Here is a 24,644-nt window from a genome sequence, read left to right on the forward strand (position 1 = left end):
CGAAGAAAGCTCCCTCTCCCCTGCTTTGCGGGGAGAGAGCTGGGGAGAGGGGGGCTCTGGTGCCGCATCGAGCGAAGAGCCTCCCCCTCTCCCAACCTCTCCCCCGCAAGCGGGGGAGAGGGGCTGATCAGGCGAGCGGGAGGAACACTCAGTGCTTGAACTCGCTCGCCCAGTACGCCTCGATCTTCTGCACCAGACCCTGCGGCAGCGGAACGTAATCCAGTGCGGCGGCCTGGGCCTGGCCGTTCTCCAGTGCCCACTTGAAGAAATCGAACGCGACCGAGCTGCGCTCGGCGCTGCGGGGCTGCTTGTACATGACCACCCAGGTGGTGGCGGTGATCGGCCAGGCTTTGGCGCCCGGCGCGTTGGTCATGATCAGGTTGAAGTCCTTCGCGCTCGCCCAGTCGGCGGTGCCGGCCGCCGCGGCGAAACTGTCGGCACTCGGCGAAACCACGTTACCGGCGGCGTTCTTCAGATCGACCCAGCTGATCTTGTTCTTCACCGCATAGGCATATTCGACGTAGCCGATCGAACCCTTGATCTGCTTGACGTACTGCGACACGCCTTCGTTGCCCTTGCCGCCCACACCGGTCGGCCAGTCGACCGCGGTACCGAACTTGACCTTCGAGGCCCACTCGTTGCTCACCTTGGACAGGTAATTGGTGAAGTTGAACGAGGTGCCCGAACCGTCGGAGCGATGCACCACCGTGATCTTGCCGGCCGGCAGCTTCAGGCCCGTGTTGAGTGCGGCGATCTTCGGATCGTTCCAGTTGCGGATCTTGCCCAGGAAGATGTCCGCCAGCGTGGCGCCATCGAGCTTGACCTGGCCGGACTGCACGCCGGCGATGTTGACCACCGGCACGATGCCGCCGACGACCACCGGGAACTGGCCCAGGCCGAACTTCTTCAAGTCCGCGGCCGTCATCGGCGCGTCGGAGGCGCCGAAGTCGATGGTGCCCTGCTTGATCTGCGCGATGCCGGCGCCGGAGCCGACCGACTGGTAGTTGAGCCGGTTGCCGGTCTTGGCGGCGTAGTCCGCCGACCAGCGAGACATCACGGGGTAGACGAAGCTCGAGCCGGCACCGGTGATGTCGGTGGCCTGGGCGGCGTTGGCGCCCAGCAGGGTGGCGGCGGCCAGCACGGCGGCCGAGCCGAGGCGGGAAACGGTGGTGGTTGCAGTCAACACGTTCGTTCCTCTCTTCAAAGATGCGTCGCGGGCAATTCCCGTCGAACGCATTTGAGGACAATCGTGTTGCAGCCGGATGAGGGAAATATTTCAGCCGGATGACAGCCGCCTTGTAGGAGCGCCCTTGGGCGCGACCGGGATCGCGGTCGCGCCCAAGGGCGCTCCTGCAACGATCAGCTGAGCGTCAGCCCAGCCTGATCCCGCTCGAGCGTCTCCAGCCGGCGCCAGCGGTTGACGATCGAGCAGAACAGTTCGGCCGTACGCTCGGCATCGTAGATGGCCGAATGCGCCTCGCGCCCGTCGAAGGCATGCCCGGCCGCCTGCACCGCCTTGCTCAGCACGGTTTGTCCGTAGGCCAGCCCGCTCAGTGTGGCGGTGTCGAAGCAGCTGAACGGATGGAACGGATTGCGCTTGTGCCCGCAACGGCGCACGGCGGCGTTGAGGAAGGCCAGGTCGAAGGCGGCGTTGTGGCCGACCAGCACCGCGCGCTGGCATTCGCTCTCGCGCATGGCCTGGCGTACCGGGGCGAACACATGGTCCAGGGCCTGGCGCTCGGACAGCGCCCCCCGCAATGGGTTGTCTGGATCGATGCCGGTGATTTCCAGCGAGCGCGGATCGATGCGCGCGCCGGGAAAGGGCTCGACGTGGGTGAACACCGGCGGGCGCGGGTGAAGGTAGCCCTCGCCATCCATGCCCAGGGTGACCACGGCGATTTCCAGCAGCGCGTCGCCTTCGGCGTCGAAGCCACCGGTCTCAACGTCGACGACCACCGGCATGAAGCCGCGGAACCGCTGGCACATGCGGGCGGCCATGCTGTTGCTTGTGAATTCCATCGACGAAGCATATCAGCGCGCGTCCGCCCGATTGCGTGTATCGGCCGTCGGTCGCTGGTGCGCGGGCCGCCTGTCTTTTCCCTGTCATGCAAACGGCATGGAACCGTAAAACGCGTGCCGCATCCTCTGCACCGTCCCTGCTTGGCCATCCGTATCGAAGGGGGCGGTCGAGTGGTTCTTACCCACAGGAGAGAAGTACATGCGTTCGAAGATGCTCGTGGCGGCGATCGCCGCCGGTTTGGGGCTGGCAGGCACCGGCGTGCATGCGGCAGCCGCCCCGCAGGATGCACCGCCGTCCGCCAGCACAACGGTCGAGCAGCTCAAGGCCCAACTGGCCACCCTGCAGGCCAAGGTCGACGAGCTGGAGCAGCGCACCGATGCGCAGTCCGATATCAACGTGAGCACGGGCCAGGACATCGCGGCGATGCGCAAGGCCCAGGCCACGTCCTCGTCCTCGCTGGACAAGGCGCTGGCCGACACCCGTTTCTCCGGCAAGATGTACTTCGACTTCAGCAACATCGACCAGAAGAACAGCGACACCGGCAAGACCGATGCCTCCGGCACCGGCCTGGACGTCAAGCGCTTCTACCTGGGCGTGGACCATGCGTTCAACGACATCTGGTCGGCCAACCTGACCACCGACTTCAATTACGTCAGCAACGATGGCCAGACCAACCTGTTCGTCAAGAAGGCCTACGTGCAGGGCAGGTTCGACCCGGCGGCCGTGCTGCGCATCGGCTCGGCGGACATGCCCTGGATCCCGTTCGTGGAGAAGTACTACGGCTTCCGCTACGTCGAGAACACGCTCACCGATCGCCTGAAGTACGCCAACTCGGCCGACTGGGGCCTGCATCTGTTCGGCGACCTCGGCGCGAACAAGTCGGCCAGTTACGCGGTGTCGGTGGTCAACGGCGGCGGCTACAAGCATCCCGCCCGCAGCAAGGGCGTGGACTTCGAGGCGCGCGTGGGCTTCGTGCCCTTCGAGGGCATGGTGGTGGCGGTCGGTGGTTACAGCGGACACCTGGGCGAGGAGACCGAAAACATCGACGCAACGCACACGGCCCAGCGCGGCGACGTCATGGTCGCCTACGCGGGCAAGAAGGTGCGCGTGGGCGCCGAATACTTCACCGCGAAGAACTGGGGCAGCCTGGTGCTCGGTCCGATCGAGGACAAGGCCGACGGCTACTCGCTGTGGGGCTCGGTCGCACTGACCGACGAGGTGGACCTGTTCGCCCGCTACGACAACGCCACGTTGAGCAAGGACCTGGACGAGGACGCCGGCGACGTCTATTACAACCTCGGCCTGCAGTACCAGGTGACCAAGGGCTTCAAGCTGGCCGCCGTGTGGAAGCACCAGAAGGCCGAACATTCGGTCGCCGATCCGGTACCGCCGCATGTACAAAACGTGAAAACGAACGAGATCGGCGTGTTCGGCGAAGTGGCGTTCTAGGCAGGCATTGCGTTTGCAGTGTGTTGAGCAAATCTTCACGCGGCTCGTGGATGATTAGCCGCGTGTCAAGGAGTAGTTATCGGAAGGGAGTTCTACCCAGGGAGGGACAACGGCGGGCCGCAAGCCCGCCGTTATTTTTTTGGCGCTCGTCTGGTTATCTTTGCAGGAGCCCACTTGTGGGCGATGCTCTTTCTCCTGGCGTGCCATCGAAGTCGGGAGCATCGCCCACAAGTGAGCTCCTACAGGAAACGATCCAGCTCACCGTCGGCCAGAGGAGCGTGTCATGCAGATCCGCAAGCTCACCGCCAACATCAGTGTCTCGCCGCAGATCCTGCCGGGCGAACTGGCCGATCTCGCGACCGCCGGCTTCCGCAGCGTGATCAACAACCGCCCCGACGGCGAGGCGGACGACCAGCCGACCAGCGCCGAGATGGCCGACGCCGCGCTCGCGCATGGCCTGGCCTACCGCCATATTCCGGTGGTTCCCGGGCAATACCAGCCCGACATGATCGACGCGATGGCCCGGGCTATCGACGAACTGCCCGCGCCGATGCTGGCGTTCTGCCGCACCGGTACGCGCTCGACGTCGCTGTGGGCGCTGCAGGCGGCTCGGGCAGCCGACGCCGATGTGGTGGTAAGGATCGCTGGTGATGCGGGCTACGACCTGGCCGCCCTCGCGCCGCGGTTGCGTGCGGCACGGCGTGCCTGAGCGAGCGGGCCACATTACCGGGCGCCACTGGATGTCGCGATGACCCTGCTGCCCGAAGCCGGCGGACTGCTGGCAGTTCTCTGCGGCTCGGTCGTCGGCTTTTCGCTTGCATTGATCGGCGGCGGCGGCTCGATCCTGGCCACACCGCTGCTGCTCTACGTCGTCGGCGTGCGCGAACCCCACGTGGCGATCGGCACCAGCGCACTGGCGGTGTCGGCCAATGCCTTTGCCAATCTGCTGCCGCACGCGCGCGCCGGGCACGTGCGCTGGCGTGCGGCGTTCGTGTTCGCCGCCGCCGGCGTGCTCGGCGCCTGGCTGGGCTCGAGCGTGGGCAAGGCAATGGATGGCCACCGCCTGCTGGCGCTGTTCGCGCTGCTGATGCTGGTGGTGGCCTTCCTGATGCTGCGCGGGCGGCGCGGCGGCGGGCCGGATCGTTATCCGTTGCCCCATACCTTGCCGCGGCTTGGCGCCGTGGGCGTCGGTGCTGGCGGTCTGGCCGGCTTCTTCGGCATCGGCGGCGGGTTCCTGATCGTGCCGGGGCTGATGTTTGCCAGCGGCATGGAGATCATCAATGCCATCGGCACTTCGTTGTTCTCCGTCGGCATCTTTGCGGCGACCACCGCGGGCAACTACGCTGCTTCCGGCCTGGTCGACTGGCGTATCGCGGCCGAATTCATCGGTGGCGGCGTGATCGGCGGCTGGCTGGGCGCGTTGGGGGCGCGCCGCCTGGCCAGGACGCGCGGCACGCTCAACGTGGTCTTCGCCGGGGTGATCGTGGTGGTGGCGCTGTACATGCTCTACCGTTCGATCCGGATGGTGTAGGAGCGCCCTTGGGCGCGACCGGGATGGCGGTCGCGCCCAAGGCCGCTCCTACAAGCCTCCTTGCAGGAGGCTATGCCGGTGGCGTCTTGTGCTTGTACCGGCAAAGGTCGCGGATCGGGCAGAGCGGGCAGTCGGGCTTGCGTGCCTTGCAGACGTAGCGCCCGTGCAGGATCAGCCAGTGGTGGGCGTCCTGCTTGAACTCGGCCGGCACCACCTTTTCCAGCTTGTCCTCGACCGCCCGCACGTCCTTGCCCGGCGCCAGGCCGGTGCGGTTGGAGACGCGGAAGATGTGCGTATCCACCGCGATGGTGGGCTCGCCGAAGGCGGTGTTGAGCACCACGTTGGCGGTCTTGCGGCCCACGCCCGGCAGGGCTTCGAGCGCCTCACGCGTGCGCGGCACTTCGCCGTCGTGCTGCTCGACGAGGATGCGGCACAGCGCGATCACGTTCTTCGCCTTGGCGTTGTACAGGCCGATGGTGCTGATATAGCGCTTCAGGCCTTCCTCGCCCAGCGCCAGGATCGCCTGCGGCGTGCAGGCCTTCGGGTAGAGCTTGCGGGTGGCCTTGTTGACGCCCACGTCGGTGGCCTGCGCGGAGAGCACCACGGCGACCAGCAGCTCGAAGGGCGTGCGGTATTCGAGCTCGGTGGTGGGGTGCGGGTTGAGCTCACGCAGGCGGGTGAACAGTTCGACTACGTCGGCGCGCTTCATGCCTTGGAGCCTTGCCTGGCGCGGGCGCGGGCAAGCGCCGCCAGCACCGGGTTCTGCGGGGTGGCGGGCGCGTCGACGGCGGCCTTGCGCGAGGCCAGTTCCGCCTCGCGCTCGGCACGCTCGCGCGCCAGGCGCGCTTCGCGGCGCTGGAAATGCGCACGGGACGTATCCGCCTGCGCCGTATCCTCCACCTGCGCCAGCGGCATAGGTTCAAGCTCGATGCAATCGACCGGGCAGGCCGGCACGCACAGCTCGCAGCCGGTGCAATGGTCGGGCAGCACGGTATGCATCAGCTTGGCCGCACCGACGATGGCGTCGACCGGGCAGGCCTGGATGCACTTGGTGCAGCCGATGCAGTCGGCCTCGACGATGTGCGCGAGCGTGCGCGGCTTCTCCACGCCGTGGGTGGGATCGAGCGGCAGCACGGGTGTGTGCAGCAAGGCGGCGAGTCGGGCGATGCCTGCCGCGCCGCCGGGCGGGCAGCGATTGATCGGCGCGTCGCCGCGTGCCATCGCTTCGGCGTACGGGCGACAGCCGTGGAAGCCGCACTGCTCGCACTGGGTCTGCGGCAGCAGGGCATCGATGCGGGTGGCGAGATCGGTGACGTCGTTCATGGTGTTCCGGGCGCGTTGCCGGGCGGGCATCGGCATAATCAGCGCTCCATTGTCTCGCAAGTCCGTAGGAGCTTCACATGACCCCGTTTCGTCCTTCCCTGCGCCTGGCCTCGCTGGCGCTGGCCGCCGCCGTCGGCATCGGCGGCACGCTGTGCCTGGCGCATGCCACCCCGGCGCAGGCAGAGTCCGTCTCCGCCGACACCGTCACCGTGTTCGTCGACGCCACGCTGGGCTTCCGCAAGAACCACATGGCCAACAAGCTGACCAAGAGCCACGCCGAGTACGCCGCGCGCGGCTATCACTTCGTGGACCTGGAGGCGTACAACGAGAACGGCGACCTGGTGGGCTTCTTCGTTACCTACGCGCGCTGAACACGCGCTCCGGATCCTGCAGGAGCCCGCTGGCGGGCGATGCTCTTCTTCAATTCGCGAAAAGCATCGCCCGCAAGCGGGCTCCTACGAAAGCAGGCTTTCAGCGAACGGTGGCGCCGGGCCTGGCGCCCTGGTCGGCATCGAGCAGGAACAGATCGCCGCCGCCTTCGCCGGCGGACAGGATCATCCCCTCGGACAGGCCGAACCGCATTTTGCGCGGCGCAAGGTTGGCGACGAACACCACGTTGCGGCCCACCAGCTTTTCCGGCTCGGCGTAGGCGGCGCGAATGCCGGAGAAGATCTGCCGCATGCCCAAGGGACCTGCGTCCAGCTCGAAGCGCAGCAGCTTGTCCGAACCCTCCACGAGCTCGCAGGTGGTGACCTTGCCGATGCGCAGGTCCAGCTTGGCGAAGTCGTCGATGGAGATGGTGGCGGGCGTGTCGGAGGCAGGTTCGGTCATGGTCTTGCGGGTTTCCCTGGAAGGCTTGGGCGCGACCGCCGGAGCGGGCGCGAGTGATTCTTTCGAAGCGTCGATCATCGCCTCGATGCGCTTGGGATCGATGCGGCCGAGCAACGGCTCGAACGATCCGATCGTGTGGTTGTGCAGTTCCGCGCGGGCATTGTCGAAGTCGACGATCGGCGCGCGGAGGAACGCTTCGGCCGCCGCGACGGTGGCCGGCAGGATCGGCTTAAGCAGGCCCGCGAGCAGCCGGAAGGCGGCGATCGCGAACGAGCAGACATGGTGCAGCTCGTCGCGCCGCGCCGCGTCCTTGGCCATGGCCCACGGCGCCGTGGCGGCGATGTGGCCGTTGACCACGTCTGCCATGAGCACGAACCGGCGGGTGATTTCCGCGAAATCGCCCGCGTCGTAGAGCGCATCGATGCCGTCGTACTGCTCCAGCAACGTGTTCCATAGCTCTTTTTCGGCAGTGCCGAAGTGGGCAGCCAGGCGGCCGTCGAAGAACTTGTGGACGAAGCCGGCGGTGCGGCTGGCGATGTTCACCCACTTGCCGACCAGGTGCGAATTGACGCGCTCCTCGAAGGCCTTCAGGTCCAGGTCCACGTCCACCGGCGCGTCGTCGAGCATGCTGGCGAAGTAGTAGCGCAGGAACTCGGGGTTGAGGCCGGCGTCGAGGTAGGTGCGCGCCTGGATGAAGGTGCCGCGCGACTTGGACATCTTGGCGCCATTGACGGTCAGGTAGCCGTTGACGTGCAGCGCGGTGGGCGTGCGCAAACCGGCGCCGTGCAGCATCGCCGGCCAGAACAGGCCGTGGAAGTTTATGATGTCCTTGCCGATGAAATGGTGCATTTCGGCGCGGCTGGATGGCGAGAGGAAGTCGTCGAACTTCAGGCCGGTCTTGTCGCACAGCGCCTTGAAGCTGGCGAGGTAGCCAACCGGCGCATCCAGCCACACATAAAAGAACTTGCCGGGGGCATCGGGAATCGGGAAGCCGAAGTAGGGCGCGTCGCGCGAGATGTCCCAGTCCTTCAGGCCGGCGTCCAGCCATTCGCGCAGCTTGGCCGCCACGCCCGGGTTGGCCACCGGCGCGCCGCCGGTGTAGCGGCCGGCGAACCAGTCGCGCAGCAAGGCCTCGAATTTGGACAGCTCGAAGAAGTAATGCTCCGAATCGCGCAGTACCGGCGCGGCGCCGGAGACCACCGAGTAGGGCTCGATCAGGTCGGTGGGTGCATAGGTGGCGCCGCAGTTTTCGCAGTTGTCGCCGTACTGGTCGGGCGTGCCGCAGCGCGGGCAGGTGCCCTTGATGTAGCGGTCCGGCAGGAACATTTCCTTTTCCGGATCGAACAGCTGCTTGATGTCGCGGCGGGCGATGAAACCGCCCTCGCGCAGGCGCGTGTAGATCAGCGTCGCCAGTTCGCGGTTTTCTTCCGAGTGGGTCGAATGGTAGTGGTCGAAGTGCACGCCGAACCCGGCGAAATCCGCCTCATGGCCGGCGCGGATGCCCTCGATGAAGGCCTCCGGCGTCGTGCCGGCCTTCTGCGCCGCCAGCATGATCGGCGTGCCGTGGGCGTCGTCCGCGCAGACGTATACCACCTCGCTGCCCGCCATGCGCTGCGCGCGCACCCAGATGTCGGCCTGGATGTAGCCCAACAGGTGGCCCATGTGCAGCGGGCCGTTGGCGTAGGGCAGGGCGTTGGTGACGAGCAGGCGGCGGTTCATGGCGGGGTGGCGTTGCGGCGGAATCGCACATTATGGCACGCGGCCGGCTGGCGATTTGGATGGCCAATCGCCCCTCCCCGGCTTGCAGGGAGAGGTTGGGAGGGAGTGGGTTCTTCGCAATCAGGTGGGACCCGCCCGACCCTCCCCCCTGCCCGCGGGGGAGGGAGCAGGACGCAATGTTGCGATGCAGCGCGAGGGGCTCGATAATTGGCGGACAGCAGGCTGTTCCTGCCGGAAACCAGATACGCCATGCACCTGAACATGCTCAAGGCCAAGATCCACCGCGCCACGGTGACCCACGCGGAGCTGCACTACGAGGGCTCGATCGCGATCGACGGCCTGTTGCTGGATGCCTCGGGCATCCGCGAGTACGAGCAGATCCACGCGTGGAACATCAACAGCGGGCAGCGCTTCGTGACCTACGCGCTGCGCGCCGAGGAAGGTTCCGGGATCATCTCGGTCAACGGCAGCGCCGCGCGCAGCGCGCAGGCCGGTGACCTGATCATCGTCGCCGCCTTCGTCCAGCTCAGCGAGGCGGAGCTGGAGAAGTTCCAGCCGACGCTGGTCTATGTGAATGCGGACAACCGCATCAGCCACACCAACCGTTCGATCCCCAAGCAGATGGCCGCGGCCTGACCTGCGATAGACGGTAGGGTGGGCTTCAGCCCACCGTTGATCTGCGGCGGCGTGGCGGTGGGCTGAAGCCCACCCTACGTGTTCCTCACGCGTGCCCGGCTTAAGATGCAAGGCTTCCCTAGCCAGCGCGTCTGCCCATGCCAGCCAACGTCCCGACGTACGCCTCGCTGTTCGCCGACCATGCCCGCCGTCTTTCGCAGACCCACCTGCGCACGCTGATCGCCGATCCGGCGCGCGGCGCGCGGCTGCGCCATCGCGCCGGGCCGCTGCTGCTCGACCTCGGCCGGCAGAAGCTCGATGTGCCGGCGCTGGACGCGCTGGGCGCGCAACTTGAGTCCAGTGGCTGGCAGGCCGCGCGCGATGCAATGTTCGCCGGCGCGCCGATCAACACGTCCGAAGGGCGTGCGGTGCTGCATACGGCGCTGCGCGCCGGCGGCTCGGCGATGCCTTCACCCGCACCCGCCGAGGCGCAACGCGAGATCGAGGCGACGCTTGCGCGCATCGGCGAACTGGTCGATGCCGTGCATGACGGTCGCCAGGAAGCCCTGGGTCTGCCCGGGACGGTGACCGACATCGTCAATATCGGCATCGGCGGTTCCGACCTGGGCCCGCGGCTGGCGGTCGCCGCACTGGCGCCGTTCCGCACGCCGAAGGTGCGCAGCCACTTCCTGACCAACGTCGACGGCCAGGCCGCGTTCGACCTGATCAACCGACTCGACCCGAAGACCACGCTGGTGGTGATGGTCTCCAAGACCTTCACCACGCAGGAGACGCTGCTCAACGGCAACGTGCTGCGAGGCTGGATTTCGGAGGCCTGCAATGGCGACGAGCGCGCGGTGGCGCGGCATTTCCTGGCGGTCAGCGCCAACACCGAAGTGGCCGGAAGCTGGGGCGTGCCGCTGAAGCAGATCTTCCCGATGTGGGACTACGTCGGCGGGCGCTACTCGTTGTGGTCGGCAGTCGGGTTGTCGCTGGCGCTGGCGGTCGGCATGGAAGGCTTCCGCGCGGTGCTGGCCGGCGGCGCCCGCATGGACGACCACTTCCGCAGCGCGCCATGGCAGGAAAACCTGCCGGTGTTGCTGGCACTTGTCGAGATCTGGAACCGCGACGTGCTGGGTCATCCCACGCGCGCGGTGGTGCCCTATGCGGACCTGCTCGGCGACCTGCCGAGCTACCTGCAGCAACTGGAGATGGAGAGCTTGGGCAAATCGGTGACGCCACAGGGCGTGCCGGTCGGCCAGCCGACCGTGCCGGTGGTGTGGGGCAGCGTGGGCACCAACGCCCAGCACGCCTACTTCCAGGCGCTGCACCAGGGCACCGAAGTGGTGCCGCTGGACCTGATCGGCATCGTCAACCCGGCCCACCCGTTGCACGGCAACCACGATGCGCTACTGTCCAACCTGCTTGCACAGGCTGCCGCGCTGGCGCTGGGCAAGACCGCCGAGGAAGCGCTGGCGGAAAGCCCGGACGGAGGGCACGAACTGGCCGCGCAGCGCACCTTCCCGGGCGACCGCCCCAGCTCGGTGATCCTGCTCGATGCGCTCACCCCGGAAAGCCTGGGCGCGCTGATCGCACTGTACGAGCACAAGGTGTTCCTGCTCGGCCACCTGTGGGGCATCAACGCGTTTGACCAGTGGGGCGTGGAGCTGGGCAAGAGCATCGCGCGGCAGATCCTGCCGGCGCTGCGCGGCGAGCAGTCCGACGTGCCGCCGCTGGATGCGGCCACCTGCGCGCTGATTGCCGCCATCCACGAACGCCGTAGTTGACGGCGTCGGGTGAGCTTCAGCCCATCGCTCGCGGGCGCCATCGAAGCGGTGGGCTGAAGCCTACCCTACAGGAGCTGGTCCCTGTGCCGTGCCAGCGCCCAGGCCACGTGCTCGCGGACGACGGGCGAAGGATGCCGTTCGCGCGCACGCAGCGCGGCCACCACTTCCGTCGACGAAGGTGCATTGCCCAGCGCCACCGCGATGTTCCGCAGCCAGCCCTCGTATCCGGTGCGGCGGATCGCCATCCCCTCGGTGCGCCGCAGGAACTCCTCCTCGCTCCAGGCAAACAGCTCCACCAGCTTCGCCCCGTCCAGGCTGTGCCGTGGGGCGAAATCCGGCTCGGTGGCGTCCTGCGCGAACTTGTTCCAGGGGCACACCAGCTGGCAGTCGTCGCAGCCGAAGATGCGGTTGCCCATCGGCGCGCGCAGTTCCTCGGGAATCGAGCCCTTCAACTCGATGGTGAGGTAGGAAATGCAGCGCCGCGCGTCGAGCCGGTAAGGGCCGAGGATGGCCTGGGTCGGGCAGACGTCGATGCACCGCGAGCAGGTGCCGCAGTGCGCGGTGGCCGGCGCATCCACTGGCAGCGGAAGGTCGGTGTAGAGCTCGCCGAGGAAGAAGTACGAGCCGGCATCCTTGTTGATCAGCACGGTGTGCTTGCCGATCCAGCCCAGCCCCGCATTGCGGCCGAGCGCCTTTTCCAGCACCGGGGCCGAATCGACGTAGGCGCGGTAGCCGAACTCGCCGATGGCCGCGCGGATGCGCTCGGCCAGCTTCTGCAGGCGGTTGCGCATCAGCTTGTGATAGTCGCGGCCGAGTGCGTAGCGGGATACATAGCCCGCCTCACCATCGTTCAGCACGTCCCAGGCGTGGCGGGCGCCGGGCGCGCGGTAATCCATGCGTACGGAAATCACTCGCAGCGTGCCCGGCTCCAGCTCGGCCGGCCGGCTGCGGCGGGTGCCGTGGCGGGCCATGTAATCCATCTCGCCGTGCAGGCCTTCGCCCAGCCAGCGCGCCAGGTGCGACTCGTCATCGCCCAGCTCGACGCCGCTGATCGCGGTTTGCGCGAAACCGAGCTCGCGCGCCCACAGCTTGATATCGCGGGCCAGCGCGGCGTGATCGGGGGAGGGAACAACGGACATGGCGCCATTGTAATTGCGGGCCACACCTATAATCGGCCCATGACTGCGCCGCATTGCCACGCCCTCTACACCGTAGCCCAGGTACGCGCGCTCGACCGGCGCGCCATCGAGGCGCTGGGTATCCCCGCCGGCGAACTGATGCGGCGGGCGGCCGCCGCCGCGTTTGCCAGCCTGCGCCGGCACTGGCCGCACGCGCAGCGCATCGCGGTGTACTGCGGACCGGGCAACAACGGCGGCGACGGCTACCTGGTCGCCCTGCTGGCCCACGAGGCCGGGCTGGCGGTCGAAGTCGTGGCGCTGGCGGATACCGTGGGCGAAGGCGACGCGGCCCGCGCGCGCGCGGCCTGCGAGCAGGCCGGCCTGCCGGTGCGCCACTGGGAAGACAGCGCCGCATTGCCCCACGCCGACGTGCATGTCGATGCGCTCTACGGCATCGGCCTGAACCGTCCGCCACAACCGGCCGCAGCCGCCCTGATCGAGCGCCTCAACGCGGCCGGCGCGCCGATCCTGGCGCTGGACGTGCCTTCGGGCCTGGATGCGGACACCGGTCATTGCCCCGGCGTGGCGGTGCGCGCCCAGCTCACGGTGAGCTTCATCGCTGCCAAGCGCGGCCTGCACACCGGGCAGGCCAGCGCACGCACAGGGTTTTTGGAGCTGGCCACGCTGGGCCTGCCCGAAACCCTGTGGCAGGACGGGCCGGCACCGGACGCGCAGGTGCTCGAAGCGGCCACCCTGCCGCCGCGCCCGCGCGATGTGCATAAGGGCCGCAACGGACACGTGCTCGCCATCGGCGGCGAGCACGGCACCGCCGGTGCGGTCCGCCTGTGCGGCGAAGCTGCGCTGCGGGGCGGCGCCGGCCTGGTCAGCGTGGCGACACGGGCGGAACACCTGGTCGCGCTCAACGCCGCCCGCCCCGAACTGATGGCGCATGCGGTCAACGGGCCACAGGCGCTGGAACCGTTGCTGGAGCGCGCCAGCGTGCTGGCCGTCGGCCCGGGGCTGGGGCAGGGCGCCTGGGGCCACGCGTTGTGGCTGACCGCGCTGGACGCTCCGCAATCGCTGGTGCTCGATGCCGATGGGCTGAACCTGCTCGCCGCCGAGCCGCGCCGTTTCGATGCCGCGCGCCAGGTGGTGCTCACGCCGCATCCCGGCGAGGCCGCCCGGTTGCTCGGCTGCGCCATTGCCGAGGTCGAGCGCGACCGTTTCGTCGCCGTCCGCGCGCTTGCCCGGCACTTCGGTGCCGTCGCGGTCCTCAAGGGTGCGGGTTCGCTGATTGCCGATCCGGATGGCCGTCTGGACGTCTGTCCGTGGGGCAACCCGGGTATGGCCTCGGGCGGCATGGGCGACCTGCTCACCGGCCTGATCGCCGCGCTGCTGGCGCAGGGCTGCACGGCGCGTGACGCCGCACGCCTGGGCGTAGGCCTGCATGCACGCGCTGGCGACCGGGCCGCACGCGAGGGCGAGCGCGGACTCGTCGCCAGCGATCTGCTTTCCCCCCTTCGCCGCCTGCTCAACGGACTGGATGCATGAGCTACTGGACCCTCCCCGACGACACCGCCACCAGCGCCCTGGCGCAACGCTTCGCCGTCGCGGTCGACGGCGGCCTGGTGATCTACCTGCACGGCGATCTCGGCGCCGGCAAGACCAGTTTCGCCCGTGCGTTGTTGACCGCGCTGGGCGTGGGCGAGCGGGTCAAGAGCCCGACCTACAGCCTGGTCGAGTCCTATCGCGCCGGCGATCTCGCTGCCTGGCACCTGGACCTTTACCGCATCGCCGACCCGGGCGAACTGGAATGGCTGGGGCTGGACGCGCTGGGCGACCCCGACGCGCTGGTACTGGTGGAGTGGCCCGAGCGCGGCACCGGCGCGCTGCCGGCGGCGGATCTGGTGCTGGAGCTGGAGCACACCGGCAGCGGGCGACGCGCCCGCGCCGAGCCCCGTAGCGCCCGCGGCGAAGCCCTGTTGGGCCGCCTGGGCGAAAGCTAAGTTACGGTTCCGTAAGAAAAAAGCATCCCGCTGCCGATCCGGCCGGATTTGCACTGCAAAAGCGCGGCTTGCCGCCGATACCTTGGGTTCGGATGACAAATACGGTGCAGGTTATGGATATCCAAGGGAAAAACCCTTGCAATCGCGTTTTTGCTGGGTTTCAATCGGCGCCATGACACGTACGCTCGCGCGCCTGGGAAATCTCGGTCTGGTGGCTCTTGCCGCCGCGCTGCCGCTGTGTCCCGCGCAGGCAGCCGACGTGCAGGCTGCGCGCGTCTGGGCCGGCCCCGAGTACACCCGCGTGGTATTCGACCTGTCCGGCCCGGTCCACTACAAGCTCAGCCGCGATGGCGACACGATCGCGCTGGACCTGGACGGCAGCGGCCTGGCCCGCGGATTCGATGTTCCCGCCGCCCAGGGCCTCTATCAGGGCCTGGAGAGCGACAAGGCGGGCGGCGAGTTGCGCCTGCTGACGCGCGCCACTGACGGCGCGCAATCGAAAAGCTTCCTGCTCAAGCCCTCCGGCGAACACGGCTATCGCCTGGTGCTGGATCTCTACCCGGGTGGAGATGCCTCGGCCGACGACGGCAAGCCGGGTGCCCTGGCCGGCATCAAGCCGACCCACAACAGCGTGGGCGCGGGGGCAAAACAGGCGGCTGCGCTGCTCGGTGGCGAGCGTAAGGTGATCGTCGCGGTCGATGCCGGCCACGGCGGCGTCGACCCTGGCGCGCATGGCCCCAGCGGCACGCAGGAGAAGGACGTCACCCTGGCGGTGGCCCGCGCACTGGCCGACGAGATCAACAAGCAGCCGGGCATGAAGGCCGTGCTGACGCGTGACGGCGACTCCTTCATTCCGCTCAAGCGCCGCTACCAGATCGCCCGCGAGCAGAACGCGGACATGTTCGTTTCGATCCATGCCGACTCCTTCCGCAGCGGCGACGCCAAGGGTTCGTCGGTGTGGGTCCTGTCGCCGCGCGGCAAGACCTCCGAGGCGGCGCGCTGGCTGGCCGACCGCGAGAACCGCGCCGACCTGATTGGCGGCGTGTCGCTGGACGACAAGGACGACAGCCTCGCGGCCGTATTGCTGGACCTGCAGCAGGGCTACGCGATCCAGGCCAGCGACGCGATCGCCGGCAACGTGCTCAAGGCACTGGCCAAGCTGGGCCCGACCCACCGCGGCTACGTCGAGCACGCCAACTTCGTGGTGCTGCGCTCGCCGGACGTGCCGTCGATCCTGGTCGAGACCGCCTTCATCAGCAATCCGACCGAAGAGCGCAAGCTGCGCGATCCCAAGCACCAGCGCAAGTTGGCCGAGGCGGTCATGGGCGGCGTGCGCAACTACTTCGAAGCCACCCCGCCGCCCGGCACCTGGTTTGCCGCGCAGGCGATGCGCCGCAACGGCACCCTTGCGTCCACCGCCAGGCCGGCCACGTCGATGGCCAGCGCCCGCGCCGACGCCAACGTGCGCGACCTGCACCGGGTCGAGCGCGGCGAGAACCTGGGCAGCATCGCCCGCCACTACGGCGTAAGCGTCCGTGCGCTCAAGAGCGCCAACCGCATGAGCAGCGATGCGCTGCAGGCCGGGGCGGTGCTGGCGATCCCCGCGGGCTGATCCCGGCCCCCGGCACCCCTGTCCCGGCATGGGCAACGCCACGCCTACGCTTTAAGCTTGCGCGATGCCCGTCATCCGCCAGCTTCCCTCCGACCTCATCAATCAGATCGCCGCCGGCGAGGTGATCGAGCGACCGTCCTCGGTGGTCAAGGAACTGGTCGAGAACAGCCTCGACGCCGGCGCCACCCGCATCGAGGTGGACATCGAGCAGGGCGGCGCACGATTGATCCGCGTGCGCGACGATGGCGGCGGCATCGCGCCGGACGAGCTGGCTCTGGCGGTGGCGTCCCACGCGACGAGCAAGATCGGCAGCTTCGACGACCTGGAGCACGTCGCCAGCATGGGTTTCCGCGGCGAGGCATTGGCCTCGGTCGCGTCGGTGGCCCGTTTCGCACTGACCTCTCGCCTGCGCGACGCCGACAGTGCGTTCCGGCTGGAAGTGGACGGCGGCCGCATGCAGCCGGTGCGGCCGGCGCAACACCCGGTCGGCACCAGCGTCGAAGTGCGCGACCTGTTCTTCAACGTGCCGGCGCGGCGCAAATTCCTGCGCGCGGAGCGCACCGAATTCGCGCACATCGACGACCTGCTGAAGTCGCTGTCACTGGCGCGGCGCACGGTGGAATTCCGCCTGAGCCACAACGGCAGGCCGCTGCGGCTGTTCAAGTCCTGCCAGGATCACGCCACCGCGCTGCTACGCGTGGCCGAGGTGTTGGGCGAGGGCTTTCCTGCGCAGAGCCTGCGCATCGAACACGCCGCAGCGGGAATGCAGTTGTCCGGCTGGGTCGGCCTGCCGACCGCCTCGCGTGCGCAGGCCGACGGCCAGTACTTTTACGTCAACGGCCGGCTGGTGCGCGACCGCGTGGTCGCCCACGCCGTGCGCCAGGCCTATGCGGACGTGTTGTTCCACGGCCGCCATCCGGCGTTCGTGCTTTACCTGGAGCTGGATCCGGCGGGCGTCGACGTGAACGTCCATCCGGCCAAGCACGAGGTGCGTTTCCGCGAACAGCGGCTGGTGCACGATTTCCTGTTCCGCAGCCTGCACGAGGCACTGGCGCAGACGCGCGCAGGGCAGGCCGGTTTCGCCGCGCCGCCCGAACCCGTCACGGCCCCGGCGTATGCGTATCCCGGGATCGGCTCCGCGCGACCGGCACCGTTCGCGCAGAGCCGGCTCAGCCTGGGCCTGCGCGACGAGCCGCTGGCCGACTACGCCACGCTGCTGGGCGAGCGGCCCGCCGCGGCGGATGGCGCGCCCGTGGCGATGCCTGACGCAGACGAGAGCCAGGCACCGCCGTTGGGTTTCGCCATCGCGCAGCTCAAGAGCATCTATATCCTGGCCGAGAATGCGCACGGCCTGGTGCTGGTGGACATGCACGCCGCGCACGAGCGCATCACCTACGAGAAGCTCAAGGCCGGCCGTGCCTGCAGCAGCCTGCGTTCGCAGATGCTGCTGGTGCCGCTCGCCCTGTCGGTCAGTGCGAAAGAGGCCGCTGCCGCCGAGGAACACGCCGAGGCACTGGCCGACTGGGGCCTGGAACTGTCGCGCAGCGGACCTTCGACCGTGGTGGTGCGGCGCATTCCCGCGTTGCTCGAAGGCGCCGACGTCAACCAGCTCGCCACCGACGTGCTGGCGGAGCTGGCACAGCACGGCAGCTCGCGTCGTCTGCAGGAGCTGGAGAACGAGTTGCTTTCGACCATGGCCTGCCACGGCTCGGTACGCGCTGGCCGGCGGCTGACCCATCCGGAAATGAACGCGCTGCTGCGCGAGATGGAAGCGACCGAACGGTCCGGGCAGTGCAACCATGGTCGACCGACCTGGGTGCAGCTTTCGCTCGGCGAACTGGATCGCCTGTTCCTGCGCGGCCGCTGACCATCCGGCGTTAGCCGCCACGCCGCTGTAGGAGCGGCGATGCTCCTGCTCCGATGGACCCGTCAAAAGCACAGCATCGCCCACAAGTGGGCTCCTACGAGAGCGGGTGACGGCATCCGGATCGCGCCCAAGCGGCGCTCCTGCAGGGGCTGCGTCTATACTCACAAGCCACCCCAAGCTGGAGAGCCCATGCTTCGCGCCAGCCTGTTTCTTGCCGCCATCACCCTGGGAGCCGTTGCCGTGCACGCCGCCGATACCGATCCGTACACTCGCCAGATCGAACAGTGGCGCGCCGACCGCGTGGCACGGCTGACGGCGTCGGACGGCTGGCTGAGCCTGATCGGACTGGAATGGCTGCACGAGGGCACCCACCGCGTGGGTAGCGCCGCGGACAACGACATCGTGCTCAAGGCCGGTCCCGCGCACCTGGGCACGCTCACGCTGGCAGCAGACGGCAGCATGCGCATCGCGCTGGACCCTGCCTCGGGCGCCACCGTCGACGGCAGGGCGGTCACCGACGCGGTGCTGGTCGACGACATGCACGCAGGTGCCGAAGGTCCGTCCACCGTTCGCTTCGGCAGCGCGAGCTTTTACGTGATCGACCGCGACGGCCGCAAGGCGCTGCGCGTGAAGGATCCGGCCGCGCCGGCCCGCGCGCACTTCCTCGGCATCGAGTCTTTCCCGATCGACCCGTCCTGGCGCATCGAGGCCGACTGGGTGCCGTTCCAGCCCGCCCACAAGCTTCCGATCGGTTCGGTGATCGGCACCATCGAGGACGTCGACGTGCCAGGCAAGGCGGTGTTCCAGCGCGACGGCCAGACATTCGAACTGCTTCCCTACCAGGAAGAGCCGGGCGGCGAGCTGTTTTTCGTGATCGCCGACCGCACCTCGGGCAAGGAAACCTACGGCGCCGCGCGCTTCTTCTACGCCGCGCTGCCGGCCGGCGGCCTGGACAAGCCGGGCAGGGTGGAGCTGGATTTCAACAAGGCCTACAACCCGCCCTGCGCGTTCACCCCGTTCGCCACCTGCCCCCTGGCGCCGCCGGAAAACCGGCTGGACGTGGCGGTGACCGCCGGCGAGAAGAAATACCGCGGCGACCATTGATCCGGCCATGGTGGGCTTCAGCCCACCATGGCCGGATCGATGCGAGGCGGAGGGACCGCCCAACGCCGGGGCAGTATGGGACAGCTGTCCGGGCGGCCGATCGAGTCTATCCGGCGGCAGCCGGCAGGCCGCCGCGCGAGTGGGCCTCCCCGGAGAGCCGCTGGCGGGGCGTGGTGTCAGTCCAGAACGGCGAGGACCGCTTCGGGCGGGCGGCCGATGACGGCCTTGCCGTTGGCGACCACGATCGGCCGTTCGATCAGTTTGGGGTGACTGACCATCGCCTGCAGGATGGCTTCATCGTTCATGGCCGGATCGGCCAGCGCCAGTTCCTTGTACTCCGGCTCGCCCGTGCGCAGCAGCTGGCGCGGCTCCATGCCGAGCTGGCGCAGCAGGGTCTTGAGCTCGGCCACGCTGGGCGGCGTGTCGAGATAGTTGACCACCTCCGGCTCGATGCCGCGTGCCTGCAGCAATTCGAGCGTGCCGCGCGATTTGGAACAGCGGCTGTTGTGGTAGATGCGCACGCTCATCAGCGATTGCCGTGCCGGTTGCCGCCGCGGCCGCCGCCACCGCTGCCTTGCGGGCGGCCACCACCTTGGCCCTGCGGGCGGTTGCCACGGTTCTGCGGCCGGCCGCCCTGGCCGGGCGAGCCGCCCTGGCGATTGCCGTTCCGGTTGCCGCCGCCACCGCTGAAGCCGGCGTAGGGGCTGGCGCTACGCGCCTCGCCGCCGCGACCGCCGGCCGGCTTGCCGCCGCGGCGATTGCCGCCAGCCGCGTTGCCGCCGGGCTTGTTGCCGGTGGAAGCCTGGCCACGGGCGCCGCCGTCGCGGCTTTCGCCCGCGAACCAGGTACGTACCGACGGCAGCTCCTGGCCCGGCGCCACGCCGCGCTTGCTCTTGCGGCGGCCGGGGCTGGCCGGGCGCTCGGGGCGGGCGACGTTGCCGTTGACTTCCTTGCCCGGGCGACGACGCTGCTGCCTGCCGCGCGTGGGTTCTTCGCGGATGCGGTCGAAGGCGCGGATTTCGCGCGCCTCGTCCTGGTAGGCGCTGCTCCAGCCGCCGGTGGTACCGCGCTCGGGACGGTATTCGGTGACGCTGCGGTTGGCGCGGCGCTGGTGCAACACCGGACTCAGCGTGAGTGCCGGCTGGGCCGGCCCCAGGCCGGCGGACTTGCGCAGATCTTTGATGGCGTCTTCGGCAAGCGCCTCGCTGTCGCCACGGCGCAGCGTGCGCGGCAGCTCGATGGCGCCATAGCGGATCCGCTTCAGGCGGCTGACCAGGAAACCCTGCGAATCCCACAGGCGGCGCACCTCGCGGTTGCGGCCTTCGCGGATCACCACGCGGAACCAGCTGTGGCTGCCGCCGCGGCTGATGATGGCGATCTCGTCGAAGCGTGCGGGGCCGTCTTCCAGTTCGACGCCGGCCTTGAGCTTCTCGATCACCTCGTCCGGCACTTCGCCATGGACGCGGCAGAGATACTCGCGACCGAGGCCGCTCTTGGGATGCATCAGCGCATTGGCCAGCTCGCCGTCGGTGGTGAGCAGCAGCAGCCCGGTGGTGTTGATGTCCAGGCGACCCACGGCGACCCAGCGTGCGCCCTTCAGACGCGGCAACTGTTCGAACACGGTGGGGCGGCCTTCCGGGTCCTCGCGGGTGGTCAGCACGCCTTCGGGCTTGTGGTAGAGCAGGACTTCGGTGTCATCACGATTGTCGGTGGCGACGACGAACTGCTTGCCGTCGAGCACCACGCGGTCGCCGGCGTGGACGCTGGCGCCGATTTCGGCGGGCGCGCCGTTGAGCTCGACCTCGCCGGCCTGGATGCGCTGCTCAAGCATGCGGCGCGAGCCCAGGCCCGCGTTGGCCAGCACCTTGTGCAGGCGTTCTTCCAGGGCGGGGGTGTCGATGGTATCGGCGCGGGTTTCGCGCTTCAGGGTCAATACGGATTTCTGCGGCGCAGTCATGCGCGGTACTCCTCGGTGTCCTGCTCGGCGGCGTCGGGTTCGACGTCCGCAGGGGCTGCTGCCTCGTCGGCAGTGGCGGATGGGGTGAGCGCGTCCTCGTCGGACGCAGGCTCGGCGGGTTCGATGGCCTGGGCCGTGGCGGTGTCCGCTCCGGCCTCGGCGGTGGCGACGTCGACGGCCGGTTCGGCGTCCACGGATGGGTCAGTGACGGACGGGTCAGACGTGTCCCCGGCTGCCCCGGTTTCCTCATCCGGATCGATCGGCAGGTCCTTGATCACCCGCGGCGGCAGCGGCTCCTGGTCAAGCCGGAGCTGGGGGTCTTCCATGTCGCGGATTTCGGAAAGCGGCGGCAGTTCGTCCAGCGATTTGAGATTGAAGTAGTCCAGGAAGGCGCGGGTGGTGCCGAACAGGGCCGGCCGGCCGGGCACGTCGCGGTGGCCGACCACGCGGATCCATTCGCGTTCTTCCAGGGTTTTGACAATATTCGAGGACACCACCACGCCGCGGATCTGTTCGATCTCGGGGCGGGTGATCGGCTGGCGGTAGGCGATCAACGCCAGTGTCTCCAGCAGGGCGCGCGAATAGCGGCTGGGCTTCTCGGTCCACATGCGCGACACCCATGGGTGCACGTCCTGGCGGACCTGGTAGCGGAAGCCGGAGGCCACCTCTTTGAGCTCGATGCCGCGGCCGCTGCAATCTTCGGCTAGCGCTTCGAGCGCACGGGCGATCGCTTCGCGGTCGACCTGGTCTTCCTCGACGAACAGGTCGCCCAACTGCGCCACGGTCAGCGGTTGGCTGGCGGCGAGAAGGGCTGCCTCGATGATCGGTTTGAGTTGCTCGATCTGCATGGCCTGTCAGGTCAGATGAGGCCGCGCCCTATTCGGCGGCGGCGGGAACCGGCATGTCGTCCGGGAATGGATCGCTTTCTTCGGCCAGCGCGGCCCTGGCCTTGATGTAGATCGGCGCCAGCGGTTCTTCCTGCACGATCTCCACCAGCATTTCCTTGGCCAGTTCGAGCATGGACAGGAACGTGACCACCACGCCCAGGCGGCCTTCGTTGGGATCGAACAAGCTCTCGAAACGATGGAACGTTCCGTCTTCGAGCCGGCTCAGCAGTTCGCCCATGCGCTGGCGTACGCTCAAAGCCTCGCGCTTGATCGCGTGGTGGCCGAAGAGCTCCGCGCGATGCATGACGTCCTTGAGCGCCAGCAGCATTTCCTTCAGATCCAGCGGTGGCGGCAGCTTGACCACGTTGCGTTCGCCGACGTCGGCCTGCACGACCACCGTGTCGCGCTCGAGCCTGGGCAGCGTTTCGATGTCCTCGGCGGCCTTCTTGAAACGCTCGTATTCCTGCAACCGGCGCACCAGCTCGGCGCGCGGATCGTCTTCGAGGCCTTCCTCCACCGGCGGCCGCGGCAGCAGCAGGCGCGACTTGATCTCGCCCAGGATCGCGGCCATCAGCAGGTATTCGGCGGCCAGTTCCAGCCGCATCACGTCCCGCATCATGTCGATGTATTGCATGTATTGCCGGGTGATCTCGGCAATCGGGATGTCCAAAATGTCCAGGTTCTGCCGGCGGATCAGATACAGCAGCAGGTCGAGCGGGCCCTCGAACGCTTCGAGGAAGACTTCCAGCGCATCCGGCGGAATGTACAGGTCCTGCGGCATCTGCAGCATAGGTTCGCCGCGCACGACCGCCAGCGGCATTTCCTGCTGCTGGGGGATCGACGCGAAGGCGTCCTGCGACGGTACGGCCGGCTGCTGCGGTTCTGTGCTCATCAATGCATGTCGTGGGGCCGCTCACGCGGCCGGCAATGCTTCAACCTTTCGTCGTCGCGGGGCGGCGCCCTGCGGACGGATATCCCCTCGCGACCGCGGCTTCGGGCCGGCGGCCGGTCAAGCTGGCTTGCCGCTTTCCGGCGGGAGCCGTCTTCGCGTATCGCATGACGAAGTCGCACGGAATGGCGGTTCGATCAGGCGGGCTCAGGCAACCACCAAGGCGTCCGGGCAGGGAGCCAAGCCCTGGCAAGAACGCAAGACAGGACGGCGACACTGCGCCACGGACGGTTTCCAATCGATCTGCCGGGATCCTGGAATGCGTGCCGCGGTGGCCGGAACCGACCGGCACGGCGCACGCTGGAATCCGGGCATGTGGAACAGGTTAGCCGCAGCGCCGCGGCAAGTCCAGTGGGCGAGGGCCTTTGCGGCTAGCGCGCGGCGGACAGCACGCGGCACCCGGCGGCCACTGCACTTGGGCAGCATGTGACACGCTGCGTCCTGCTGACGCCACCTGCGGCACCTGGATGGATCATCCGCGGAATATGGGATGATGTCGCGTCCGGTCCGGTCGATGGCATGACGTTTGCTTCGTGATGCCATGGTGCGGCAGAAAGGTTGCCTGCGCCCTCGAAGGACAGGGGATGCGGGCCGCGAATGGCTGGTTGGTCAGGACGACCGCTTCAGCGGCCAGCCATCGAAAATCGCGGAATGCGCCGTACGATCGCAGTGACGTCGCAGGAGGCCCGGGGGCCGCCTCGCTTGGGGAGCTAGATGACGATCGAAGACAACGTTGCGGATGACTCGGGCCCGAAGTTCCTGCGGCCCGCGCGCATGCGTATCGAGACGACCGTGCTGATGAGCCACGGCGTGCAGTCGCACCCGACCGAACTGGTCGACATCTCGGCCACGGGCGCACTGCTGCGCCGGCCGCTGGGCTGGCAAGGGGAACTCGGGCAGAGCTGGATGCTGGACATGATTTTCGGCCGCGACCTGCACATCCATCTGGAAGCGGTGGTTGCGCGCATTTCCGACCGCCACATCGGCTTCGCCTATTCGCGCATTCCCGAGGACAAGCAGGTGCCGCTGTGGAACCTGCTGGGCGGCTACGCGGACATCCTGGAGCATTGGCGCGAGGAGTAACGGCCCGGCCCGTGCTGCGATCACCCGGGTTCGATCCCGGCGGCCGTCGACCGGCTACCGCGGCGAGCTGTCGTTTTCCTTTTGACAGGACGGCTGTTTGTCCGCCGGCATGCCCGGGATGATCCGCCGGTATTCGCTCACCGTTTCCGTCCTGGGAGGCCCGCCGTCATAGGCGTTGGCAAATTCTTCGTGGATGCAATCGCGATCCGGGCTCATGGTCGCGCGAATGGTCGTGTGGACCTTCCTGCCGTTGGCGGTGCCATCCAGTTCGACCGTCCAGGAACGGCCTAGGACCGCGGTCGTGAATTCGGTGCAGCCTTGCACGTTGTCGCACCAGACGCTCTTGTACGAGCTGGTCTGCGTGTCCCACCACGTGTAGCCCTGGCCGATCACGTGGCCGCTGATGCCGCGTGATCGGAAGTTCTGCACGATGGAAAACCCTCCAGGCCCCTTTTCGATCGCCATGATGCCGTTGTCGACGCCGCCTTGCGGCGAAGCGGCGCTTGGCAGCGTACGGATGGTGGCCTGCCATTTTCCGATCCGGGGATAAAGTCGGTTCATCTCTGGCGGAACCTTGACGCCTGCCGCTGTCTGCCCAACCTCGGCAGGAGAATCGGCGTCGACACCCGGCGCGGCGGGCGCAGCCTCTTTCGCCGCCGTGCAGGCCGATGCGAGCAAGAGCAGGAAGCAAGGAACAGCCAGCGAGCACTTCATGGTGTCCTCCGTTTGGAGTGGCTTAGTGCCTTCCCGCCGGCAAGAAGGCGGTGCGACCAGCGCAGGCGACGC

General features: G+C 68.1%; 23 protein-coding genes. 12 read left to right on the plus strand and 11 right to left on the minus strand.

Features of this window, described 5'->3' with window-relative positions; translation table 11 throughout:
- Positions 1-148: 148 nt before the first annotated feature.
- Positions 149-1,237 (minus strand): phosphate ABC transporter substrate-binding protein PstS, encoded by a 1,089-nt coding sequence (pstS, locus tag OSC30_RS10315; protein WP_323374210.1) that lies wholly within the window; start codon positions 1,235-1,237, stop codon positions 149-151.
- A gap of 122 nt (positions 1,238-1,359) precedes the next feature.
- Positions 1,360-2,019, minus strand: a complete 660-nt coding sequence (rnt, locus tag OSC30_RS10320; RefSeq protein ID WP_267171763.1) for a ribonuclease T — start codon at positions 2,017-2,019, stop codon at positions 1,360-1,362.
- 199 nt (positions 2,020-2,218) lie between these two features.
- On the opposite strand from rnt, the gene OSC30_RS10325 reads away from it, so the two are divergent.
- From OSC30_RS10325 to OSC30_RS10335, 3 genes are all read left to right on the plus strand, one after another.
- On the plus strand, positions 2,219-3,469 hold the full coding sequence (locus OSC30_RS10325; protein ID WP_267171764.1) for a porin: 1,251 nt from the start codon (positions 2,219-2,221) through the stop codon (positions 3,467-3,469).
- Positions 3,470-3,752: 283 nt separating this feature from the next.
- Complete coding sequence (locus OSC30_RS10330; RefSeq protein WP_267171765.1) at positions 3,753-4,178, plus strand: protein tyrosine phosphatase family protein; 426 nt, start codon at positions 3,753-3,755, stop codon at positions 4,176-4,178.
- 39 nt (positions 4,179-4,217) lie between these two features.
- A complete protein-coding gene (locus OSC30_RS10335; RefSeq protein WP_267171766.1) occupies positions 4,218-5,000 on the plus strand; it encodes a sulfite exporter TauE/SafE family protein in 783 nt (260 codons plus the stop codon).
- 70 nt (positions 5,001-5,070) lie between these two features.
- Here OSC30_RS10335 and nth read toward each other — a convergent pair whose 3' ends face one another.
- Together nth and OSC30_RS10345 are read right to left on the minus strand one after the other, a co-directional pair.
- On the minus strand, positions 5,071-5,709 hold the full coding sequence (gene nth / locus OSC30_RS10340) for an endonuclease III (RefSeq protein WP_267171767.1): 639 nt from the start codon (positions 5,707-5,709) through the stop codon (positions 5,071-5,073).
- Positions 5,706-6,323 carry an RnfABCDGE type electron transport complex subunit B gene (locus OSC30_RS10345; protein WP_267171768.1) on the minus strand — a complete coding sequence of 206 codons (618 nt, stop codon included), beginning with the start codon at positions 6,321-6,323 and terminating at the stop codon, positions 5,706-5,708. Before OSC30_RS10345 ends, nth begins: the two co-directional genes overlap by 4 nt.
- Positions 6,324-6,400: 77 nt before the next feature.
- Here OSC30_RS10345 and OSC30_RS10350 point away from each other — a divergent pair, with 77 nt between their 5' ends.
- Complete coding sequence (locus OSC30_RS10350) at positions 6,401-6,694, plus strand: hypothetical protein (protein WP_267171769.1); 294 nt, start codon at positions 6,401-6,403, stop codon at positions 6,692-6,694.
- Between the two features lie 100 nt (positions 6,695-6,794).
- Here OSC30_RS10350 and metG read toward each other — a convergent pair whose 3' ends face one another.
- Positions 6,795-8,873 carry a methionine--tRNA ligase gene (metG, locus tag OSC30_RS10355; protein ID WP_267171770.1) on the minus strand — a complete coding sequence of 693 codons (2,079 nt, stop codon included), beginning with the start codon at positions 8,871-8,873 and terminating at the stop codon, positions 6,795-6,797.
- A 249-nt stretch (positions 8,874-9,122) separates the two neighbouring features.
- On the opposite strand from metG, the gene panD reads away from it, so the two are divergent.
- The gene (gene panD / locus OSC30_RS10360; protein ID WP_267171771.1) at positions 9,123-9,509 is read left to right on the plus strand and encodes an aspartate 1-decarboxylase; all 387 of its coding nucleotides are present in this window, start codon (positions 9,123-9,125) and stop codon (positions 9,507-9,509) included.
- Positions 9,510-9,646: 137 nt separating this feature from the next.
- On the plus strand, positions 9,647-11,275 hold the full coding sequence (gene pgi, locus OSC30_RS10365; RefSeq protein WP_267171772.1) for a glucose-6-phosphate isomerase: 1,629 nt from the start codon (positions 9,647-9,649) through the stop codon (positions 11,273-11,275).
- A gap of 65 nt (positions 11,276-11,340) precedes the next feature.
- Here the strand turns inward: pgi and queG are convergent, their stop codons facing one another.
- Positions 11,341-12,414 carry a tRNA epoxyqueuosine(34) reductase QueG gene (gene queG / locus OSC30_RS10370; RefSeq protein WP_267171773.1) on the minus strand — a complete coding sequence of 358 codons (1,074 nt, stop codon included), beginning with the start codon at positions 12,412-12,414 and terminating at the stop codon, positions 11,341-11,343.
- A gap of 39 nt (positions 12,415-12,453) precedes the next feature.
- Here queG and OSC30_RS10375 point away from each other — a divergent pair, with 39 nt between their 5' ends.
- The 5 genes from OSC30_RS10375 to OSC30_RS10395 all read left to right on the plus strand — a co-directional run bounded on the left by OSC30_RS10375 (position 12,454) and on the right by OSC30_RS10395 (position 18,982).
- Positions 12,454-13,944, plus strand: coding sequence for an NAD(P)H-hydrate dehydratase (locus OSC30_RS10375; protein ID WP_267171774.1), 1,491 nt, complete (start codon positions 12,454-12,456; stop codon positions 13,942-13,944).
- Positions 13,941-14,399, plus strand: coding sequence for a tRNA (adenosine(37)-N6)-threonylcarbamoyltransferase complex ATPase subunit type 1 TsaE (gene tsaE, locus OSC30_RS10380; RefSeq protein WP_267171775.1), 459 nt, complete (start codon positions 13,941-13,943; stop codon positions 14,397-14,399). The genes OSC30_RS10375 and tsaE overlap by 4 nt, the downstream gene beginning before the upstream one ends.
- Before the next feature lie 172 nt (positions 14,400-14,571).
- Complete coding sequence (locus OSC30_RS10385; protein WP_267171776.1) at positions 14,572-16,011, plus strand: N-acetylmuramoyl-L-alanine amidase; 1,440 nt, start codon at positions 14,572-14,574, stop codon at positions 16,009-16,011.
- A gap of 64 nt (positions 16,012-16,075) precedes the next feature.
- Positions 16,076-17,878, plus strand: coding sequence for a DNA mismatch repair endonuclease MutL (gene mutL / locus OSC30_RS10390; RefSeq protein WP_267171777.1), 1,803 nt, complete (start codon positions 16,076-16,078; stop codon positions 17,876-17,878).
- A gap of 189 nt (positions 17,879-18,067) precedes the next feature.
- Positions 18,068-18,982 (plus strand): DUF1684 domain-containing protein, encoded by a 915-nt coding sequence (locus OSC30_RS10395; protein WP_267171778.1) that lies wholly within the window; start codon positions 18,068-18,070, stop codon positions 18,980-18,982.
- A 176-nt stretch (positions 18,983-19,158) separates the two neighbouring features.
- On the opposite strand, the gene arsC is transcribed toward OSC30_RS10395, so the two are convergent.
- The 4 genes from arsC to OSC30_RS10415 are packed head-to-tail and all read right to left on the minus strand — an operon-like array spanning position 19,159 to position 22,718.
- Positions 19,159-19,509, minus strand: coding sequence for an arsenate reductase (glutaredoxin) (gene arsC / locus OSC30_RS10400; protein WP_267171779.1), 351 nt, complete (start codon positions 19,507-19,509; stop codon positions 19,159-19,161).
- The gene (locus tag OSC30_RS10405; protein WP_267171780.1) at positions 19,509-20,939 is read right to left on the minus strand and encodes a pseudouridine synthase; all 1,431 of its coding nucleotides are present in this window, start codon (positions 20,937-20,939) and stop codon (positions 19,509-19,511) included. Before OSC30_RS10405 ends, arsC begins: the two co-directional genes overlap by 1 nt.
- The gene (scpB, locus tag OSC30_RS10410) at positions 20,936-21,787 is read right to left on the minus strand and encodes an SMC-Scp complex subunit ScpB (RefSeq protein WP_267171781.1); all 852 of its coding nucleotides are present in this window, start codon (positions 21,785-21,787) and stop codon (positions 20,936-20,938) included. The genes OSC30_RS10405 and scpB overlap by 4 nt, the downstream gene beginning before the upstream one ends.
- A 28-nt stretch (positions 21,788-21,815) precedes the next feature.
- Positions 21,816-22,718 (minus strand): segregation and condensation protein A, encoded by a 903-nt coding sequence (locus tag OSC30_RS10415; protein ID WP_267171782.1) that lies wholly within the window; start codon positions 22,716-22,718, stop codon positions 21,816-21,818.
- 771 nt (positions 22,719-23,489) lie between these two features.
- Here OSC30_RS10415 and OSC30_RS10420 point away from each other — a divergent pair.
- Positions 23,490-23,858: a PilZ domain-containing protein gene (locus OSC30_RS10420; protein WP_267171783.1), complete on the plus strand. Its 369-nt coding sequence runs from the start codon at positions 23,490-23,492 to the stop codon at positions 23,856-23,858.
- A 54-nt stretch (positions 23,859-23,912) separates the two neighbouring features.
- Here the strand turns inward: OSC30_RS10420 and OSC30_RS10425 are convergent, their stop codons facing one another.
- Positions 23,913-24,572, minus strand: a complete 660-nt coding sequence (locus OSC30_RS10425; RefSeq protein WP_267171784.1) for a hypothetical protein — start codon at positions 24,570-24,572, stop codon at positions 23,913-23,915.
- Positions 24,573-24,644 lie beyond the last annotated feature (72 nt).

The organism is Frateuria hangzhouensis (assembly GCF_026410505.1).
In the GTDB taxonomy this organism is placed as follows: Bacteria; Pseudomonadota; Gammaproteobacteria; order Xanthomonadales; family Rhodanobacteraceae; genus Frateuria_A; species Frateuria_A hangzhouensis.

Excerpts from the sequence above, each read along its gene's own strand:
- OSC30_RS10405 (WP_267171780.1), bottom strand. The coding sequence starts at position 20,939 with ATGACTGCGCCGCAGAAATCCGTATTGACCCTGAAGCGCGAAACCCGC.
- OSC30_RS10350 (WP_267171769.1), top strand. The coding sequence starts at position 6,401 with ATGACCCCGTTTCGTCCTTCCCTGCGCCTGGCCTCGCTGGCGCTGGCC.
- OSC30_RS10385 (WP_267171776.1), top strand. The coding sequence starts at position 14,572 with ATGACACGTACGCTCGCGCGCCTGGGAAATCTCGGTCTGGTGGCTCTT.
- OSC30_RS10420 (WP_267171783.1), top strand. The coding sequence starts at position 23,490 with ATGACGATCGAAGACAACGTTGCGGATGACTCGGGCCCGAAGTTCCTG.
- OSC30_RS10330 (WP_267171765.1), top strand. The coding sequence starts at position 3,753 with ATGCAGATCCGCAAGCTCACCGCCAACATCAGTGTCTCGCCGCAGATC.
- scpB (WP_267171781.1), bottom strand. The coding sequence starts at position 21,787 with ATGCAGATCGAGCAACTCAAACCGATCATCGAGGCAGCCCTTCTCGCC.
- rnt (WP_267171763.1), bottom strand. The coding sequence starts at position 2,019 with ATGGAATTCACAAGCAACAGCATGGCCGCCCGCATGTGCCAGCGGTTC.
- OSC30_RS10325 (WP_267171764.1), top strand. The coding sequence starts at position 2,219 with ATGCGTTCGAAGATGCTCGTGGCGGCGATCGCCGCCGGTTTGGGGCTG.
- pgi (WP_267171772.1), top strand. The coding sequence starts at position 9,647 with ATGCCAGCCAACGTCCCGACGTACGCCTCGCTGTTCGCCGACCATGCC.
- tsaE (WP_267171775.1), top strand. The coding sequence starts at position 13,941 with ATGAGCTACTGGACCCTCCCCGACGACACCGCCACCAGCGCCCTGGCG.
- panD (WP_267171771.1), top strand. The coding sequence starts at position 9,123 with ATGCACCTGAACATGCTCAAGGCCAAGATCCACCGCGCCACGGTGACC.
- OSC30_RS10335 (WP_267171766.1), top strand. The coding sequence starts at position 4,218 with ATGACCCTGCTGCCCGAAGCCGGCGGACTGCTGGCAGTTCTCTGCGGC.
- OSC30_RS10425 (WP_267171784.1), bottom strand. The coding sequence starts at position 24,572 with ATGAAGTGCTCGCTGGCTGTTCCTTGCTTCCTGCTCTTGCTCGCATCG.
- metG (WP_267171770.1), bottom strand. The coding sequence starts at position 8,873 with ATGAACCGCCGCCTGCTCGTCACCAACGCCCTGCCCTACGCCAACGGC.
- OSC30_RS10415 (WP_267171782.1), bottom strand. The coding sequence starts at position 22,718 with ATGAGCACAGAACCGCAGCAGCCGGCCGTACCGTCGCAGGACGCCTTC.
- pstS (WP_323374210.1), bottom strand. The coding sequence starts at position 1,237 with ATGCGTTCGACGGGAATTGCCCGCGACGCATCTTTGAAGAGAGGAACG.
- OSC30_RS10395 (WP_267171778.1), top strand. The coding sequence starts at position 18,068 with ATGCTTCGCGCCAGCCTGTTTCTTGCCGCCATCACCCTGGGAGCCGTT.
- queG (WP_267171773.1), bottom strand. The coding sequence starts at position 12,414 with ATGTCCGTTGTTCCCTCCCCCGATCACGCCGCGCTGGCCCGCGATATC.
- arsC (WP_267171779.1), bottom strand. The coding sequence starts at position 19,509 with ATGAGCGTGCGCATCTACCACAACAGCCGCTGTTCCAAATCGCGCGGC.
- OSC30_RS10375 (WP_267171774.1), top strand. The coding sequence starts at position 12,454 with ATGACTGCGCCGCATTGCCACGCCCTCTACACCGTAGCCCAGGTACGC.
- OSC30_RS10345 (WP_267171768.1), bottom strand. The coding sequence starts at position 6,323 with ATGAACGACGTCACCGATCTCGCCACCCGCATCGATGCCCTGCTGCCG.
- nth (WP_267171767.1), bottom strand. The coding sequence starts at position 5,709 with ATGAAGCGCGCCGACGTAGTCGAACTGTTCACCCGCCTGCGTGAGCTC.
- mutL (WP_267171777.1), top strand. The coding sequence starts at position 16,076 with ATGCCCGTCATCCGCCAGCTTCCCTCCGACCTCATCAATCAGATCGCC.